Below are 16893 nucleotides of genomic sequence, written 5' to 3' on the forward strand. Positions count from 1 at the left end.
CAAGTAGCTGGGTATATCCCGAAATTGATGATAATATAGCAATTACTATTGAGGATAAAGATTTAAGAATCGATACTTTTAGAGCATCGGGAGCCGGCGGGCAGCACGTTAATACTACCGATTCAGCTGTACGTATCACTCATATACCGACCGGTACGGTAACACAATGCCAAAGCGATAGATCGCAGCATAAAAATAAAGCTCAAGCTATGAAAATGCTTCAAGCCAAACTCTATGAGCTTGAAATGCAAAAACGTACCGATAGCGTTAACGAGCAGAATGCCGCTAAAACCGATAATAGCTGGGGACATCAAATTAGATCATATGTTTTGCAACCTTATCAAATGGTAAAAGATTTACGTACCAATTATGAAACTTCTGATACTAAAGGAGTGCTTGACGGTGACCTTGAAGAATTTGTTTCCGCAAACCTTGCTATGAATGCGGGTGGTAAGAAGTAGTGAAAATCAATGAGCAATACTTTAAGTAATGAATCATATACTGATTTAATTAAAAATTTAAAACAAGAAATTAGCAAAGCTCGTATTAGAGCCCATTTAGCAGTAAATAAAGAATTGATAGTTCTTTATTGGAATATAGGAAAATTAATTTTAGAACGTCAGAATAAAGAAAAATGGGGATCAAAAGTTATTCAAAATATTTCTGATAATTTGCGTAAAGAATTTCCTGAAATGAAAGGATTATAATATCAAAACCTTTCTTATATGCGTCAGTTTTTTGCAGAATATAATAATGACCAAATTCTCCAACAGGCGGCTGGAGAAATCCCATGGAGTCATAATATTATTATTTTTTCAAAACTAAAAAATATAAATCAAAGAATTTGGTATGCACAACAAACCATCGAAAATGGTTGGTCAAGAAATGTATTATCTTTGCAAATTAAAAGTAATTTACATGCAAGGTCAGCGAAAGGTATAAATAACTTTTCCAATACTTTTTGCCTGAGCTACAGTCTGATTTAGCAAGGTCGATTATAAAAGACCCGTATAACTTAGAATTTTTAGATATTCAAGGTAAAATAATAGAACGAGATTTAGAAAATAAATTGATAGATAATATTAAAAACTTTTTATTAGAGTTAGGACAAGGTTTTGCATTTGTTGACAATCAGTATCATATAGAACTTGAGGGAGAAGATTACTATTTGGATTTAGTTTTTTATCACATAAAACTCAAATGCTATGTTGTTATTGAATTAAAAACCGGCAAGTTTAAGCCGGAATATGCCGGTAAACTAAATTTTTATCTTAATTTAATGGATCGCACAATTAAAGATAATTCGGATAATCCTACAATTGGGTTAATTTTGTGCGAAGAAAAACAAGGTATTACTGTAGAATACGCTATAGAAGGCATCCAAAAACCAATAGGAGTATTACAATTTAAGCTTACAGCAACATTACCTAAAAAGCTTGAAAAATTCCTGCCTACCCCTCAAGATCTAGCAAAGCTAAAAAGCGAATAAATTACTAAAAGTTATTTTTCTTGATATCATGGTCAAGCCTTGGTATGACCTTTTCATATTTCAACCTTATTATTTTTATCGCAACATGAAAAACTAGAAAAACTTTACTACTGCTATTTCTATATTTATTATAGCTATAGCCTCGGTTCTAGGATTTCAGAGTTATCAAAAATTTACTCAAGATAAACATTTTGAGCAGGTAATAACCGATCTAAATAATCTAGAGTTTGATCCTGCTAATGAAAAAATCCGCAAGACATTCTTATACCAAAATACCTATCAATTCCGATACTCAAAATATAGGGGCTGCAGATAAAGAGGACGGATATAATAGGATGAGGCTTGGCATAGAGATTGCAAGAGAAGTAGCAGCTAAAAAACTTGATAAGCAAATATCTAGCCTAACATATGAAGAATTGAAAAAATACGGACCGATGATTTTGTTTAACGGCGGAGCGTATGATAATAAATTACTACAAGAAACGCTTGATAAAAATATTATTACCGATTATCCAAAAGAAAATTTTTATATTTTTACGCTGCTGGAATACCAAACCAATACCGGCGGACAATTTAAAACTCTATATAAAGAGCATGAAAACGGTAATATTGACTTAAGTAACGCTGAAATTGCTATTGTTACTCATGCTTATCATTTTCCTCGTGTTAATCGATATTTTGATAACAAACCGAATTTTGACTTCTTCTTTATTCATAACACTAAACCTATAATTTTCTTAGTCGATCGAAAATTTGAAACCATAGGAGTAGATAATGAACTAAAGCAGGAGCTAATAAAATTACCTAACTATATAGAGAAAGGTTTTGTTTCAGAAAAATTAAATGCTAATATTTAGCAATGCTTGATTAATCAATTACTATCTCTCTTGCTTCTTGTTCTTTAATCTCAATACGAGGTAGAATAATAGTAAGTATTCCATTCTTAAGGCTTGAAGAGATATGTGCCTGATCTACATCTTCATATAATGATATTATATAATTAAAATTTTTATTCATATAATTATCTGAATCATCAGCTTTATTTTTTTCTTCTATATTCCCTGTAATAAATAATTTATTACCGTTTACTTTAACCTTAATTTGACTTTTATCAAAGCCAGGTACTTCCATAACAATAATATACTGCTTATCTTTAGTAATAAAATTGCTTTTTATGCTATTAGATTCATAAAGCGGCAATCTATTTTTAAATAAATTATCAATATTTGTAATTTGATTATCTATTAAATCTGCTACCTGACGCAGTGGCGTTGCATTACCGGAATCATAATTCTTATTAGCTATTGCAATATTACTAGATAAAATCATAGCTGCTATAGACGGAATATATAATCTTACGCTCTTTAACATAAAACCACCATTAATTTTGTTAGTTATATATTTAAATATATAAAATTATCTATTTAAAATTCAAGTCTTACATTTCCATAATTTGCTGAAAGTACGCTGCCTAAAATAAAAACTAATAATCTCTGCAAAAATAGTTTGATCTTCTATACTCCATAATATATCTAGATATTCAACTAGCAGAGCAGAACTTTTTAACGATTTATATTAAACATATTTAACTCCTCCATACATTGCAAAAAAGCTATAGGCAAGCACAGGTCTTACCGAGCCATTTAAAGCATCAACCCAACTAACACCTGCTTTATAAGTGGAGTAAAGAGAATATTGCTCTGCCATTTCTTGTGATATGGTAAGCTCTGTAAAAGTTTTAGACTGATTAAGTTTGTTATTAGCAATTTGACGGTCTAAAATATTTATCTCGTGTTTTCTGGCGTTAATATCTTTATATATTTTCAAAATTTCAGGAATTATTGCACTAATAAATCCTGTTATCGCCGCAAGTAAAGTAATCATAAATACCTATCTATATAAATTTTAGGATAAGTATAGCAAAGATAAGTCATTATACTAAGAAAGAGGCAAAAAGGGGCAGCATGGACTGATTATTTATGTCGTTCCTGCGAAAGCAGGAATCCAGTTTTTTAATCTAATTATATACTAAATTTTTATATAGTTTGCTGTGTTTTTATCATTTTTTACTGGATTCCTGCTTTCGCAGAAATGACATCGAACATGTTTAATGATCCATGCAACAACGCCAATAATAGGAAAACTGATCCACTTAACAATTACTTTAAATTAGACCAAATGCGGTTTTTTGCAATATAGAAAAAGATAGTAAATACCGCTAAAAACATCATAACTTTAAGACCCATAGATTTACGATGTTCCATTTCCGGCTCAGCTGCCCATTGTAGAAATACCACAACGTCTTGCGACAGCTGCTCTACACTTGCGTTAGTACCGTCCATATAGGTTACCTGCCCGTCTGTAAGCGGCGGCGGCATTGCTATTTGCTCGCCAGGGAAATAGGGATTATAATGAGTTCCCTGCATCAGCTTAAAATCTGCCGGCGGTTCGGTATAGCCGGTAAGTAGTGAATATATATAATTAGCTCCGTCATGACGTGCTTTTATTATCAACGATAAATCAGGAGGATGGGCACCGTTATTAGCTGCTCTTGCTGCTTGCTCATTAGGGTAAGGAGGTACAAAACGATCAGAGGGAAAAGCGGGGCGGTCAAACATCTCACCGTCATCATTAGGTCCGTCTTTTATCGTATAGCCTTTGGCAATCTCTTTTATCTCATCATCCGAAAAGCCGATATCTTTAAGATTACGGTAATATAAATTGTTTAAACCGTGACAGACACTACAAACTTCTTTATAGACCTGAAAACCTCTTTGTGCTGCTTCACGATTAACTGTACCAAATACGCCGTCAAATGACCATTTCATCTTTTTTGGATGTAATACTTCTTCGTTGGCTAAACTTAAGCACGAAGTTAGTAGTATGATGATAGAGATAAGTAGTTTAGTTTTCATAAATTTTTTTGAGTCGTCATTGCAAGAGAAAATTGAAAATGTTGACGAAGCAATCTCAGGAGTTTATATATTATTTTATAAGATTGTTGTGTTAAGATTTTGTCTTTCCTTGCAATGATGTTTTTATTACAGAATAATTTCATTATACAAATAATCCCAATTTATATTTGCTTGTTCTATTAATTTAATTTTTTTGTCTCTTAAACCGGCTTTAATTTGTTTTTCTCTATTTATTGCTGAATTCATAGTTGATGAATCTCATAAAATACTAAAATTTTGCAATCATACTTTTTACTAAACCCCTTAATTGTATCATTTTTGTGTTGATATATTCTTTTTATTAAATTAAAAGTAATATCAGTATAGAGTATACCATTTTTCTTGTTAGTTACTATATATACTATTGGTTACTTCATAAATTTGTATAATACAAAAAACGTCATTGCAAGCAACCATAGGCTGCACGGCAATCTCATGAAATAATAACAAATTCCTGAGATTGCTGCGTCAATTGCTATGCAATTTCTTCGCAATGACTTAACTCTTACAACTCCTCCGGCAATGGCAGCGGTTTTTCATATTTACCTATCAGCGGCAGAACTACTAAGACATGAAAAAAGTAATAACAAGCAGCAAAACGGCTAATGGTAATATACGGCTCTTCTGCCGGCTGCCCGCCTAAATAACCAAGCAATAAACAATCTGCCATAAATATCCAAAAAGCAATTCGGTATATCGGTCTATAATTGCTACTTCTAACTTTTGAAGTATCAAGCCAAGGTAGTAAGAATAACACAAATATACTTCCGAACATTAATAGCACCCCACCGAGCTTAGACGGCACGGCTCTAAGTATTGCATAAAACGGCAGAAAATACCATTCAGGGACAATGTGGGCAGGCGTAACTAACGGATTTGCCGGAATGTAATTATCGGGATGTCCTAAATAATTAGGTTCGTAAAAAATAAAATAGGCAAATATTATGAAATAAACTCCGAAACCGACAAAATCCTTTACGGTATAATAAGGGTGGAACGGAATAGTATCTTTAGGGCTTTTAACATCTATACCTTTTGGGTTATTTGAACCATGCTGATGCAAGGCCACTAAATGCAGCATCACTAAAGCAACAATAATAAACGGCAATAAATAATGCAGTGAGAAAAACCTATTTAATGTCGGGTTATCAACAGAAAAACCACCCCATAACCATGTAACTATGAATTCCCCTATTAACGGAATAGCGGAAAATAAATTAGTAATAACCGTCGCTCCCCAGTAGCTCATCTGCCCCCAAGGAAGCACGTAACCCATGAAAGCAGTAGCCATCATGGTTAGAAAAATGATGATACCGATATGCCAAAGCAGTTCTCTAGGCGCTTTATAAGAGCCGTAATACAAACCTCTTGCTATGTGTAAGTATACGGCGGCAAAAAACATCGATGCACCTACCGCATGAGTATAACGCAGTAACCAACCGTAATTCACGTTACGCATGATTCGCTCAACACTATCGAAAGCATGATCAACATGCGGAGTATAGTGCATAGCAAGTATGACGCCGGTGATTATCTGAATCACTAACGCAATACCGGCAATAGAGCCTAAATTCCACAAATAGCTAAGATTTTTCGGAGTTTGATAATGACTAAAATGCTTTAGGAACACAAAAATAGGAAGACGATAATCTATCCATTCTATAATAGCATTAGGCTTTTTAGGGGTAATATCTTCATTCATAAATAAATTACCCGATTCTAATTTTTTTGTCGCTAATAAAAGTGTAAGGCGGCACAGCTAAATTTAAAGGAGCAGGACCTCTTCTAACTCTACCTGAAGAATCATATTGTGAACCATGGCACGGACAGAACCATCCATCATATTCACCTTGATTAGCAAGCGGCACACAACCTAAATGCGTACAGATCCCGATTGTCACCAGCCAATTATCATGCCCTGCTTTCACACGTGCTTCATCTGCTTCAGGATCAATCAGCTCTGACATTTTAACGGCTTTTGCTTCAGCTATTTTGTCAGGCGTACGGTTAGTGATAAAAACCGGTTTACCTTGCCATTTAACTGTAACTGTTTGACCCACCGCAATATTTGATAAATCAACCTCAATTGATGATAAAGCTAGCACGTCCGCAGAAGGGTTTAAAGAATCAATGAGAGGCCAAAGAGTACATGCTGCCCCAACTGCTGCAACACTACTAGCCGTTAGCACCATAAAATCACGACGTGTTGTTTGTTTGTTTTTATTATCTTCAGTATCCGACATATAATATTAAAGTGACATAAATTAACGATTATTATTACTACCGCTTGGGGTATTATTAAGATTATTTGGATTTTCTAGTTCTTCATAAGGATTTATTATAGGACGTTCAGCGTCTGCAGCACTATTTGCTTGTTTTGGCGTAAGCTTATTTATTTCATCTTCTAACACTTTTGCGCCTGTCCCTTCTTCATGCTTATATTCGCCAGGATCACTTAAGCAATTCCAAAAACTAACTAAATGATTCCAATTAGGACCGAGTTTTGTAGTACAATTTTGAGCAACTGCTTTAGTTGTATCTAATATCTCGACTGTAGTTTCAGTAAAATAATCTATAAACCCAATTTTTTTTAAGCCCAATACTGTATAATATAAAGTAATTAAGGAAGCAACTGCTATAATTAAATACCATTTAGTGATAATAGACCACAGAAAAAATCCCATAGGATTTGCTGCTATTAACCTTCGTAAAGCCTGCCACATATATTTTGCTCAAAAAAATTTATTAATAATATTCATCTTATTTTATATCACTACATTAGTAAAAATAAAGCAAAATCACGTAATATTATAAATATTTTTAATTAAACAGGAACTCAAGAAGAATGAAATCGGTAAAAATACTAAATTAATGCCTATCATAATAAAAATTAATTGTAAGTTATTATCTTGTAATATTAAACCTGTCATTATAATATTCGGAATTAATAACGGCATGATAAACGTACCAACAAAGTTAGCATTCTTCTTAAAATAACATTGCACGCTACCGGATAACACTACTAAACTACTTGATAACACTAATATCATCCATACACTAATAAAGAAAAATATTATCTCAAGCAAAGTTTGATCAAAAAAAACATAAATAATGGGTAAAACAAAAACCAGCCCTATCGTACTGCTGATAAATATAGCAAAAAATTTAGCCAATATAATTTTTTCATGACTAACAATTGATAATAATAACTCTAAGCTTCCGTCTTCCAAATCAGATTTAAATATAACCGAAGAAAAACCGATTAATGAAATTAATAAACAAATTACCGAAAAAATTAAACCGAATTTGTTAATATCCCTTTCACTGTTAATTAAAACAGTACTAATTATGCAAAATAAAAAAAATATAACTAGATATTTAATTATATTATTAATGCGATTCTGCACTATCAATTCACGCTTAATTAGTACAAATAGACTATTCATAATTATTAAATACGTTGTAAATTAAGTACATAATAGCTGCAACAGTTAAACCTATACCAATTTCAACAATAACTATCGCAATATGCTGAGCAAGTAGCTTATCATTGATAAAATTTGTTAGTGAATAATAATTTAAATAATTATCGTTAAAAAAGAGTGATATTGTTCCTACAATTGCATATATTGCTACACCTAAAACCGCAATACAAACTAGCACGTTAGGAGGAAAATATCGGCTTAATTTTCGATTACCGTAAACTAAATCATAAGCAATAAGGCTAGATGCAAATATAACACCTGCTTGAAACCCACCACCCGGCGAAGACTCACCGTTAAGCTGAATATATATACTATATAAAATTATATAAGGTATTATAAAACTAGTAATATATTTTATTATTGGATTTGTCATCCCGTGGCTTGACCACGGGATCTTGTATCGCCTGCTGTGTCCTGAGATACCGCGATCAAGTCGCGGTATGACATCATCAGACTTTCTTGAAAATATCAACAGCACAGCAATTCCTGCAATTAAAATTACGCTAGTTTCACCTAAAGTATCATATCCACGATAACTTGCAAGAATAGCCGCAACAAAAGAAGGTATACCTATATCTCTAGAGGTATTTTCAATATAATATTTACTTGAATGCATATGAATAGGAGCATTATCATCACCGTAATTCGGTAATTCTAGCCCCATATAAGCAAGAGTTACTACAAACAATAAACATATTAAACTTGCTGGAATAATATTAGTTCTCTCAATATTCTTTAAATCCGAAGGTAATTTACGCAACAAATTCAAATATACGCATGTTGATAAGCAAGCTCCAAGTGCTGCCTCGGTCATTGCAACATCAGGAGCATCCATAATAAGATAGGATACATCAATTAATAAGCTAAATACAGAAGCAGCAATCACTGCATTTAGTAAATCTTTAGCAAAAATTATTTTTATCGAGATTAAGATCAATAAAAAAGCAATTAAGTTAAGTAGGTAATTGCCGAGATCAAAATTTAAAACTGTCTTTACTATCATATGGTTGTTAAAATTTAACGTCATTGCGAGGAGAAACGTAATTTCGACGTGGCAATCTTATCAAGCATCCTGAGATTGTGCTTCGTCAATTACTTCGTAATTTTCCTCGCAATGACGGTACTATCAGCTCTAATTTTCATAAATAAAGATGCTTTACCAAGTGCATGAGTTGCTACCGGATTTAGTATAAAAATCAATAAAGCCGCTAAAATTAATTTAACAGAGTTCACAATATCTGCTTCAATGCACGAAAAACCTATTAAGCAAATAGGCACACCGAAACTCTCAATAACACTTGCTGCATGTAATTTAGTATAAAAATCAGGAAATCTAAAAAAACCGATTATTCCTGAAAATATAGCAAATAAGCCAATAATTACTAATAAAATTCCTATATAGTATAGTGTCATTGTGTTTATCCTTTTTTCGTCATTGCGAGGAAATTATGAAATAATTGACGAAGCAATCTCATGCAAAAGTCCTGAGCTTGCCGCATGAACTAAAGTTCACTCGCAATGACGTTTTTACTCACCTTGAGCCAAGCTATAACCTGCAACCCCATCAAACTCAAACAGATTCTCTACTTTGATAAAATCGATATTTGCTGTGCTTAAAGCTTCAAGCAATCTTGTTATATCTAAATGCTTTATTTCTGTACCGTCTTTATTCATAAAACGACAACACCAATGATCGGAAACAGTTTCAAACCTTGTATCACGAGGCCACAGCTTTAATCCTTTTGACGAGATTGTTTTTAACTCAAAATTACCAAGATCAAGTTTATTAACTTTATCTGCTATATCGTGAGCGGAAGATACATTCATATTCACAAATATATCCGTACCGACCAATTTCTTAACTTCTTTAGTATCAATTTTATAATCTATATTGCTTTCTTGCTTCTCAGCAATTAAGGGATAATCTGCTTTAGGTAGCTTTGTCGGTAACTGTCCTAATCTTTTCGTTACTTCTTCGGCAAATTCTTTTGTACCGACTTTTTTACTAGAACTCTGCTTGTTATATATATCGGCTGTATGAACGCCATCCTCTATAGTTTTTTTCCAAGCATTTTCGATTAATGTAGCGATATCACCCTGCCCTATATGTACTAGCATCATTATTGCAGCATTTAAAAGCCCTGATGGATTTGCGATATCTTTACCGGCAATATCGGGAGCACTTCCATGTACCGCTTCAAACATCGCATAATGCTGCCCAATATTTGCAGAACCTGCAAGACCTACCGAGCCTGAAATTTCAGCAGCTACGTCAGATATGATATCACCGTATAAATTAGAAGTTACGATAACGTCAAATATTTCCGGTTTGGTAGCAAGCCTTGCCGTCCCGATATCGATAATATAATGCGCGTTATTAATTTGCGGGTATTCTTTTGCAATCTCATTAAATACTTTATGCAAAACCCCATCGGAAAATTTCATAATATTATCTTTGCTTAAACACGTGACTTTTTTACGGTTATTTTTTACTGCATATTCAAAAGCATATCTAATAATCTTCTCACATCCTGTATGACTTATCAACTTCATTGACTCATACGTATTATGCGTTTGGCGGTATTCTATACCTGCGTATAAATCTTCCTCATTCTCACGTATAATAGTTAGGTTCAAATTTGGATGTAATGTTCTAGTAAAAGGATGAAACGAAACGGAAGGACGAATATTAGCAAAAAGCTGTAATGTTTTACGAATCGTGACATTTAAACTTTTATATCCTCCACCTTGCGGAGTAGTAATCGGGGCTTTAAGTATAATACCGGTGCGTTGTATTGATTCCCAGCTTTCCTCGCTTATGCCTGAAGTATAATACTTCTTGTAAAGCTTTTCACCTATTTCAATGGTTTCTAAACGAATACGAGCCTCGGCTTTACGTAATATGTAAAGCACTGCCTCCATTATTTCAGGACCTATACCGTCCCCGTATGCAATTGTAATCGGTGTAAATTCTGCCATATTAAATACTCTCTTGTTTATATCATTCCCGAGTAGGCGGGAATCCAGTATATCAAATATGTAACTTCTGTATCAATATTGAAGTTATTTTTCTGGATTACCGCCTATGCGGGAATGACACACAAAAATCCATACAACACTATCAATAGTTTATTGTTACTTCTTTTAATCTCTCATTCAACATAAAAGTCACTTCGGAAGTTATATTCAAATTATTTTTGGCATATAAGACTTGAGCACTTGGAATTACCAAATTAAGGTTATATTTCTCGGCAAGTTCACTAATTATTGTAATAGTTGTTTCATGGACTCTACTCATAGCCTCAGCGTGGGCTTGTTCAAGCTTTGTTTTCTTAATCTGAATTTCTTTTCTAACGTGGCTAACTTTTGCATTAAATTCGTTTACTTTATGCTCAAATTCGGTTTCACTTAAATGAGAACGCTCATTTAGCAGTTTCTCTTCCAACGGTTTAAATTCTGCTTCTTTTGCAGCAATATCCTCTTGAATTTTATGATTAAGCTTTTCGATTTTATTACGCAAATCTTTTATAGCGATCGAACCTTCCAATATAGATTGGACATCAGCAACAGCTACTCTAACTTTAAAATTATCTTCTTTAATTGGCACATTTTGTGCCTCCGTAATCGTTGAGAAATTTATTATGAATATGCATAAACATAATATTCGGTATATTATCATCCTCGATCCTTTTAGGTTAAACGGTGTCGGCTAGGATTGTCATCCCGTGGCTTGACCACAGGATCTTGTGTCACAGGCAGTATCCTGAGATCCCGCGATCAAGTCGCGGGATGACATTCAAGATGACTGGATTCCCGCCTACGCGGGAATGACACTAGAGCAACACCCTTATTAATCTAAGAATAAATAACATCAAGCAATTTGTCTATAATTAAAAACTTAACCTTTACCTAACATTGGCACATTCCCGCCTCCCCATGGGGTATATTCGCCATCCGAATAATAATCACTAGAAATAGGTTCAAACGAAATAGCTTTTATTGCTTCAGGACTTAAATAGGCACTCTCTGCATCACTAAGCAAAGGTTCAGTAACCGGTTCTTCTAGCTCAACATAAATTTCATGCTGTTCATTAAATTCATATAAAAAATTAAAAGCTTCATGAATATGCTCCATTCCTTTGTTCTTAACCCAAACTACTTTAATACCATAGTCTTTTACAGCATTGACATGTTTAATATCATCATCCATGAAAAATACGTTTTTTTATTAGTTATTTCGGTATTATTAATTATTTCTCTTATATATTCTTTTTTAGTACAATTTTGTATTTCTTCAAAATTATTAGGAGGTAAAGCTGATTTTATATAAATTTTTGCTGCATCTTCCTTTCCTAGTAACCTTTCTAATGCATATTTTACAACATGAGGATAATCATTAAATGATGCTATAGCTATTTTATGACCGGATAATATAATATTCTTAAAAAGGCGTACTATTTGCTCTTCATTTTTCCAACCTAAATTTTCATTATCTAGGAATTTCTCCATCAGCTCTATAGAAAATTTTTGCTCAAGCCTAACTTTTTCTTGCTCTCGTTCTTCATAGGAGCTAAAAAAGCGATTTTGTATATTACAAACCTCCTAACCTCTCTCCGATATAATTATGCGAATGTCCAACTAAAGTAGTGTCACAATCAAATATAAATAAAGCTGTATTATCGTTCATTAATTTCTCTTATTTTAAAGTTTAAAAATTCTTAGTAATTTTTACTCTATAGTTAAATCAATTTCTTTTTCAAGAACTTATATTCCAATTTTTGGTATTTTAGTGTATAATACGAAAAACTATTGTAAACTTGTGAGAATTTTTAAAGATGACATCTATTCGTAATATAGCAATTATTGCCCACGTTGATCATGGGAAAACTACGCTTGTTGATAACATACTTAAACAAAGCGGAACATTTAGAGCTAACCAAGCAGTTGCTGAGCGTGCTATGGACTCTAACGATCTTGAGCGTGAGCGTGGAATCACGATACTTGCCAAATGCACTGCTCTTATGTGGAACGATATCCGTATCAATATAGTTGATACGCCAGGACACGCCGATTTTGGCGGTGAAGTAGAACGCATCCTTAGCATGGTTGACGGTGTAGTACTACTTGTCGATGCATCGGAAGGACCAATGCCGCAAACAAAATTCGTGCTTTCTAAAGCGTTAAATCTCGGCTTAAAACCTATTGTCGTTATTAATAAAATCGATAGAGATGACCAAAGAATTAAAGAAGTTATCGATGAAGTATTTGAGCTATTTGTGGCACTTGAAGCAAACAACGATCAGCTTGACTTCCCTATAGTTTATGCATCAGGTAGAGCAGGTAGAGCATCTTTAACCTTTGATGATAAAATTAATCCTTTAGACAATTTAGCAGATGATTTAGCACCGCTTTTCGACCTTATAGTACAGCATGTACCAAAACCCTTAGCCGATGACAAAGCACCGTTTTCTATGCTTGTTACTACTAGAGAATATAATTCTTTCTTCGGTAGGGTTTTAACAGGTCGTGTACAAAGCGGCATTGTTAAAATTAACCAAAACGTAAAAGTATTAAATCGTGAGAATAAAGTACTTGAAACCGGACGTATCACTAAAATATTAGCCTTTAGAGGCTTAGAGCGAATCGCTGTAAATGATGCTACAGCCGGCGATATTATTGCCGTAGCAGGCGTTGAAAACGCCAACGTTGCCGATACTATCTGCTCCCCTGAGGTAACCGAGGCCATACCGTCTCTACCTATCGATCCGCCGACTTTATCCATGACTTTTAGCGTTAATGACTCACCGCTTGCAGGAAGCGAAGGGACAAAAGTTACGTCGAGCTTAATTGGAGCTAGGTTAATGCGTGAGCTTGAAAGTAACGTTGCCTTAAAAGTTACTGAAGCTGCCGAGAAAAATGCTTTCCAAGTTGCAGGGCGTGGTGAGTTACAACTTGGTATCTTAATTGAAACTATGCGTCGTGAAGGGTTTGAGCTATCTATTAGCAGACCCGAAGTATTATTCCAAACTGATGAGAAAGGTAATAAGCAAGAACCGATGGAAGAAATCCAAGTTGACGTTGATGATGATTATGTTGGAGTAGTCGTAAAATCTTTAGCACTGAGAAAAGCCGAAATGACTGATATGAGGCCGTCAGGCGGCGGTAAAAGCCGTGTTACGTTTATCGGGCCGTCTAGAGGGTTAATCGGCTATCACAGCCAGTTTTTAACCGAAACACGAGGCACAGGGATTATGAATCGTATTTTCCACGGATATGCTGATTATAAAGGAAATGTCGAGGGAAGACGTAACGGCGTGCTTATCTCTAACGGTGACGGGGCAGCAGTCGCATATGCTCTATGGAATCTAGAAGAAAGGGGAAAAATGTTTATAAACCCTAGTGACAAAGTATATAAAGGCATGATTATCGGCGAACATAATCGTGATAATGATTTAGAGGTAAACCCACTAAAAGCGAAACAACTGAGCAATGTTAGAGCAGCAGGTAAAGACGAAGCCATAAGGCTAACTCCGCCAATGCTTTTAACGTTAGAGCAGGCAATCAGCTATATACAAGATGACGAGCGAGTTGAAGTAACACCGAAATCTATTCGTTTACGTAAAGCTCTACTTGACCCTAACGACCGTAAAAGAGCTGCAAAGTAGGTATATGCCTAAAAAAAGTTGACATCGTCATTGCGAGGAAAAACTGTAAGTTTTGACAAAGCAATCTCTGGAATCTTGCTTTATGGGATTGCCACGCTCCTTTCAGTTGCTCGCAATGACGAAAAAACTAAGCTAATACATTAAATACTATAATAACAAACCTTTTTAACGGCTTCTATTACATCGCTCTCACTCGGTAGAGCTAGTGTTTCTAAATTAACAGCATAAGGAAGGGGAAGATCTTTGCCGCTTACAATCTCTATTGGAGCATCTAAATAATCAAATGCTTCTTTCATAACAATAGAAGCTATACTTGCACCAACACCTGCAAAAAACCACCCTTCTTCCACTACAACTAAACGATTAGTTTTTTTCACTGATTCTATTATTGTCTCAGTATCAAGCGGTTTAATAGTGCGAAGATCAATAACCTCGCAATCAATATTATCATTCTGCAAAACATTTGCAGCATCTAAGGCAAGTTTTACTTGAATCGAGAAAGTTACTATAGTGACACTACTACCCTCTCTTAAAATTTTTGCCTGACCAAAGGGTATAGGCTCGATTGTTTCCGGCACGTCAAAACTATGACTGTATAAAATTTCATTTTCTAAAAAAACAACGGGATTATCGTCCCTAATAGCTGTAAGCATAAGTCCTTTATGATCTTCTGCACTATAAGGAGCTACCACTTTTAATCCCGGAATGTGGGAATAGCAAGCTGTATAATTTTGGCTATGTTGTGCAGCTACTCTACTTGCTGCTCCGTTTGGTCCTCTAAATACTATCGGACATTTGACCTGCCCGCCTGACATGTAATGCGTTTTTGCAGCTGAATTAACTATGTGATCGAATGCTTGCATAGCAAAGTTAAAGGTCATAAACTCCACGATCGGGCGAAGTCCTGCAAAAGCTGCCCCGACTGCAAGCCCTGCAAAACCATATTCCGTTATCGGTGTATCAATTACCCTCTTAGGACCAAATCGCTCTAGTAATCCTTGAGTTACCTTGTAAGCTCCTTGATATTCTGCAACTTCCTCGCCTATGACGAAAACCTTGTCGTCTCTTATCATCTCTTCTTGCATTGCATCACGCAACACTTCACGTACCGTTATTTGCATTTTTCTTTTTTATTTGATTAATTAAACGTTATTGCAAGGAGGCTTGCCTGCGTGAACGTCATTGCGAGCAGCCGTAGGCTGCGTGGCAATCTCATGAAATAATAACAAATTCCTGAGATTGCTTTGTCAAAACTTACAGTTTTTCCTCGCAATGACGCCTTAACAGTACACCTGTGTATACAACTCCCCTTCATCAGGTAGCGGTGAATTTTCTGAGAATTCTACTGCTTCTTTCACAATTTCTTTTACCGACTGTTCTGTTTCTTTTAAATCCGCTTCGGTTACATATTTATTGTCGAGTATCGTTTTTCTTATTATTACCAACGGATCACGCTCTTTATATTGCTCAACTTCTTCTTTACTGCGATATTTTGCCGGGTCGGACATCGAATGCCCACGATAACGATAAGTTTTTACCTCTAATATCAGCGGAAAGCTATTTTCTCTAACATACTCGGCTGCTTGCTTAGAGCCGTCATACATTTCTTCAAAATCCATACCGTCTAGCTGAAATCCTTTAATCCCAAACGATGCCCCTTTCTTATATAAATCACGCATAAAGGTAGAACGTGCTATAGACGTCCCCATCGAATATTCGTTATTTTCAATAATATAAACTACCGGCAAACCCCATAAAGCAGCCATATTAAAAGCTTCATATACCTGACCTTGATTAACAGCACCGTCACCTAAAAAAGTAAAACAGATATTATGCGTATCGTTATATTTTTCAGCAAACGCAAGCCCTGTGCCTATCGGTACTTGAGCCCCTACTATACCGTGTCCACCGTAAAATTTGTTTGGTACATTAAATAAATGCATCGAGCCACCTTTACCTTTCGAGCAACCTGTAGCACGCCCCATAAGCTCGGCAAGAACATACTTAGGCTCAGTTCCTGCTAAAATAATATGAGCATGGTCACGATAGCTAGTAATAGTGCTATCACCTTTTTGTTTAACCATACCTACTGCAGAAATTACTGCTTCTTGCCCTATATATAAATGACAAAAACCACCGATTTCTCCCATTCCGTATAACTGACCGCATTTTTCTTCAAAACGACGCAGTAGGAGCATATCTCTAAAGCTTTTTATATATTCTTCCTTTGTCGGCTTATATTTTCCTAACTTAATATCCACTAATTACTCCTTAAGACTATTGTCATCCCGTGGCTTGAC

19 protein-coding genes and 3 pseudogenes are annotated in these 16893 nt (G+C 34.8%); 5 read left to right on the top strand and 17 right to left on the bottom strand.

Translation table 11 applies throughout. The features are described 5' to 3' along the window. The 4 genes and pseudogenes from O6R16_RS02100 to O6R16_RS02115 form a co-directional block, all read left to right on the top strand. A partial coding sequence (locus tag O6R16_RS02100) for a peptide chain release factor-like protein (RefSeq protein ID WP_499679808.1) occupies positions 1 to 461 on the top strand: 461 nt, incomplete at its 5' end. Between the two features lie 9 nt (positions 462 to 470). Continuing rightward, a pseudogene (locus tag O6R16_RS02105) lies at positions 471 to 986 on the top strand (DUF1016 N-terminal domain-containing protein). Next, on the top strand, positions 962 to 1489 hold the full coding sequence (locus O6R16_RS02110) for a PDDEXK nuclease domain-containing protein (RefSeq protein WP_499679809.1): 528 nt from the start codon (positions 962 to 964) through the stop codon (positions 1487 to 1489). Before O6R16_RS02105 ends, O6R16_RS02110 begins: the two are co-directional and overlap by 25 nt. Positions 1490 to 1923: 434 nt before the next feature. Continuing rightward, positions 1924 to 2107 (top strand): annotated as a pseudogene (locus tag O6R16_RS02115) (hypothetical protein). A gap of 249 nt (positions 2108 to 2356) precedes the next feature. On the opposite strand, the gene O6R16_RS02120 reads toward O6R16_RS02115, so the two are convergent. The 15 genes and pseudogenes from O6R16_RS02120 to O6R16_RS02190 form a co-directional block, all read right to left on the bottom strand. Next, positions 2357 to 2860: an Hsp20/alpha crystallin family protein gene (locus O6R16_RS02120; RefSeq protein ID WP_499679810.1), complete on the bottom strand. Its 504-nt coding sequence runs from the start codon at positions 2858 to 2860 to the stop codon at positions 2357 to 2359. 204 nt (positions 2861 to 3064) lie between these two features. Continuing rightward, positions 3065 to 3373, bottom strand: a complete 309-nt coding sequence (locus tag O6R16_RS02125) for a hypothetical protein (protein ID WP_499679852.1) — start codon at positions 3371 to 3373, stop codon at positions 3065 to 3067. A gap of 275 nt (positions 3374 to 3648) precedes the next feature. Beyond that, on the bottom strand, positions 3649 to 4404 hold the full coding sequence (locus O6R16_RS02130; protein WP_499679811.1) for a cytochrome c1: 756 nt from the start codon (positions 4402 to 4404) through the stop codon (positions 3649 to 3651). A gap of 126 nt (positions 4405 to 4530) precedes the next feature. Beyond that, positions 4531 to 4650: a GIY-YIG nuclease family protein gene (locus tag O6R16_RS02135; RefSeq protein ID WP_499679812.1), complete on the bottom strand. Its 120-nt coding sequence runs from the start codon at positions 4648 to 4650 to the stop codon at positions 4531 to 4533. Beyond that, complete coding sequence (locus tag O6R16_RS02140; protein WP_499679849.1) at positions 4647 to 4808, bottom strand: GIY-YIG nuclease family protein; 162 nt, start codon at positions 4806 to 4808, stop codon at positions 4647 to 4649. The genes O6R16_RS02135 and O6R16_RS02140 overlap by 4 nt, the downstream gene beginning before the upstream one ends. 140 nt (positions 4809 to 4948) lie before the next feature. Next, positions 4949 to 6145, bottom strand: a complete 1197-nt coding sequence (locus O6R16_RS02145; protein ID WP_499679813.1) for a cytochrome b — start codon at positions 6143 to 6145, stop codon at positions 4949 to 4951. Between the two features lie 7 nt (positions 6146 to 6152). Further along, positions 6153 to 6686 carry a ubiquinol-cytochrome c reductase iron-sulfur subunit gene (petA, locus tag O6R16_RS02150; protein ID WP_499679814.1) on the bottom strand — a complete coding sequence of 178 codons (534 nt, stop codon included), beginning with the start codon at positions 6684 to 6686 and terminating at the stop codon, positions 6153 to 6155. Positions 6687 to 6707: 21 nt separating this feature from the next. Beyond that, positions 6708 to 7166, bottom strand: a complete 459-nt coding sequence (locus tag O6R16_RS02155; protein ID WP_499679815.1) for a DUF2670 domain-containing protein — start codon at positions 7164 to 7166, stop codon at positions 6708 to 6710. A 75-nt stretch (positions 7167 to 7241) separates the two neighbouring features. Beyond that, entirely contained in the window at positions 7242 to 7889 is a 648-nt protein-coding gene (locus tag O6R16_RS02160; RefSeq protein WP_392506156.1) for a heme exporter protein CcmB, read from the bottom strand. After that, a complete protein-coding gene (locus tag O6R16_RS02165) occupies positions 7882 to 8955 on the bottom strand; it encodes a DUF4040 domain-containing protein (protein WP_499679816.1) in 1074 nt (357 codons plus the stop codon). The genes O6R16_RS02160 and O6R16_RS02165 overlap by 8 nt, the downstream gene beginning before the upstream one ends. 65 nt (positions 8956 to 9020) lie before the next feature. Next, entirely contained in the window at positions 9021 to 9341 is a 321-nt protein-coding gene (locus tag O6R16_RS02170) for a Na+/H+ antiporter subunit G (protein WP_499679817.1), read from the bottom strand. Between the two features lie 114 nt (positions 9342 to 9455). Next, a complete protein-coding gene (locus tag O6R16_RS02175) occupies positions 9456 to 10907 on the bottom strand; it encodes an NADP-dependent isocitrate dehydrogenase (protein WP_499679818.1) in 1452 nt (483 codons plus the stop codon). A 142-nt stretch (positions 10908 to 11049) separates the two neighbouring features. Further along, positions 11050 to 11604: an OmpH family outer membrane protein gene (locus tag O6R16_RS02180; protein ID WP_017443209.1), complete on the bottom strand. Its 555-nt coding sequence runs from the start codon at positions 11602 to 11604 to the stop codon at positions 11050 to 11052. Between the two features lie 222 nt (positions 11605 to 11826). Beyond that, positions 11827 to 12138: a hypothetical protein gene (locus O6R16_RS02185; protein WP_499679853.1), complete on the bottom strand. Its 312-nt coding sequence runs from the start codon at positions 12136 to 12138 to the stop codon at positions 11827 to 11829. A 260-nt stretch (positions 12139 to 12398) separates the two neighbouring features. Further along, positions 12399 to 12615, bottom strand: a pseudogene (locus O6R16_RS02190) (hypothetical protein); the annotation flags it as partial. A 148-nt stretch (positions 12616 to 12763) separates the two neighbouring features. On the opposite strand from O6R16_RS02190, the gene typA reads away from it, so the two are divergent. After that, positions 12764 to 14593 (top strand): translational GTPase TypA, encoded by a 1830-nt coding sequence (gene typA, locus O6R16_RS02195; RefSeq protein ID WP_499679819.1) that lies wholly within the window; start codon positions 12764 to 12766, stop codon positions 14591 to 14593. 140 nt (positions 14594 to 14733) lie between these two features. Here the strand turns inward: typA and O6R16_RS02200 are convergent, their stop codons facing one another. Together O6R16_RS02200 and pdhA are read right to left on the bottom strand one after the other, a co-directional pair. Next, positions 14734 to 15714: a pyruvate dehydrogenase complex E1 component subunit beta gene (locus tag O6R16_RS02200; protein ID WP_499679820.1), complete on the bottom strand. Its 981-nt coding sequence runs from the start codon at positions 15712 to 15714 to the stop codon at positions 14734 to 14736. Positions 15715 to 15873: 159 nt separating this feature from the next. After that, a complete protein-coding gene (pdhA, locus tag O6R16_RS02205; RefSeq protein WP_499679821.1) occupies positions 15874 to 16854 on the bottom strand; it encodes a pyruvate dehydrogenase (acetyl-transferring) E1 component subunit alpha in 981 nt (326 codons plus the stop codon). Between the last annotated feature and the right edge of the window lie 39 nt (positions 16855 to 16893).

Source organism: Candidatus Rickettsia tasmaniensis (genome assembly GCF_036857515.1).
In the GTDB taxonomy this organism is placed as follows: domain Bacteria; phylum Pseudomonadota; class Alphaproteobacteria; order Rickettsiales; family Rickettsiaceae; genus Rickettsia; species Rickettsia rickettsii.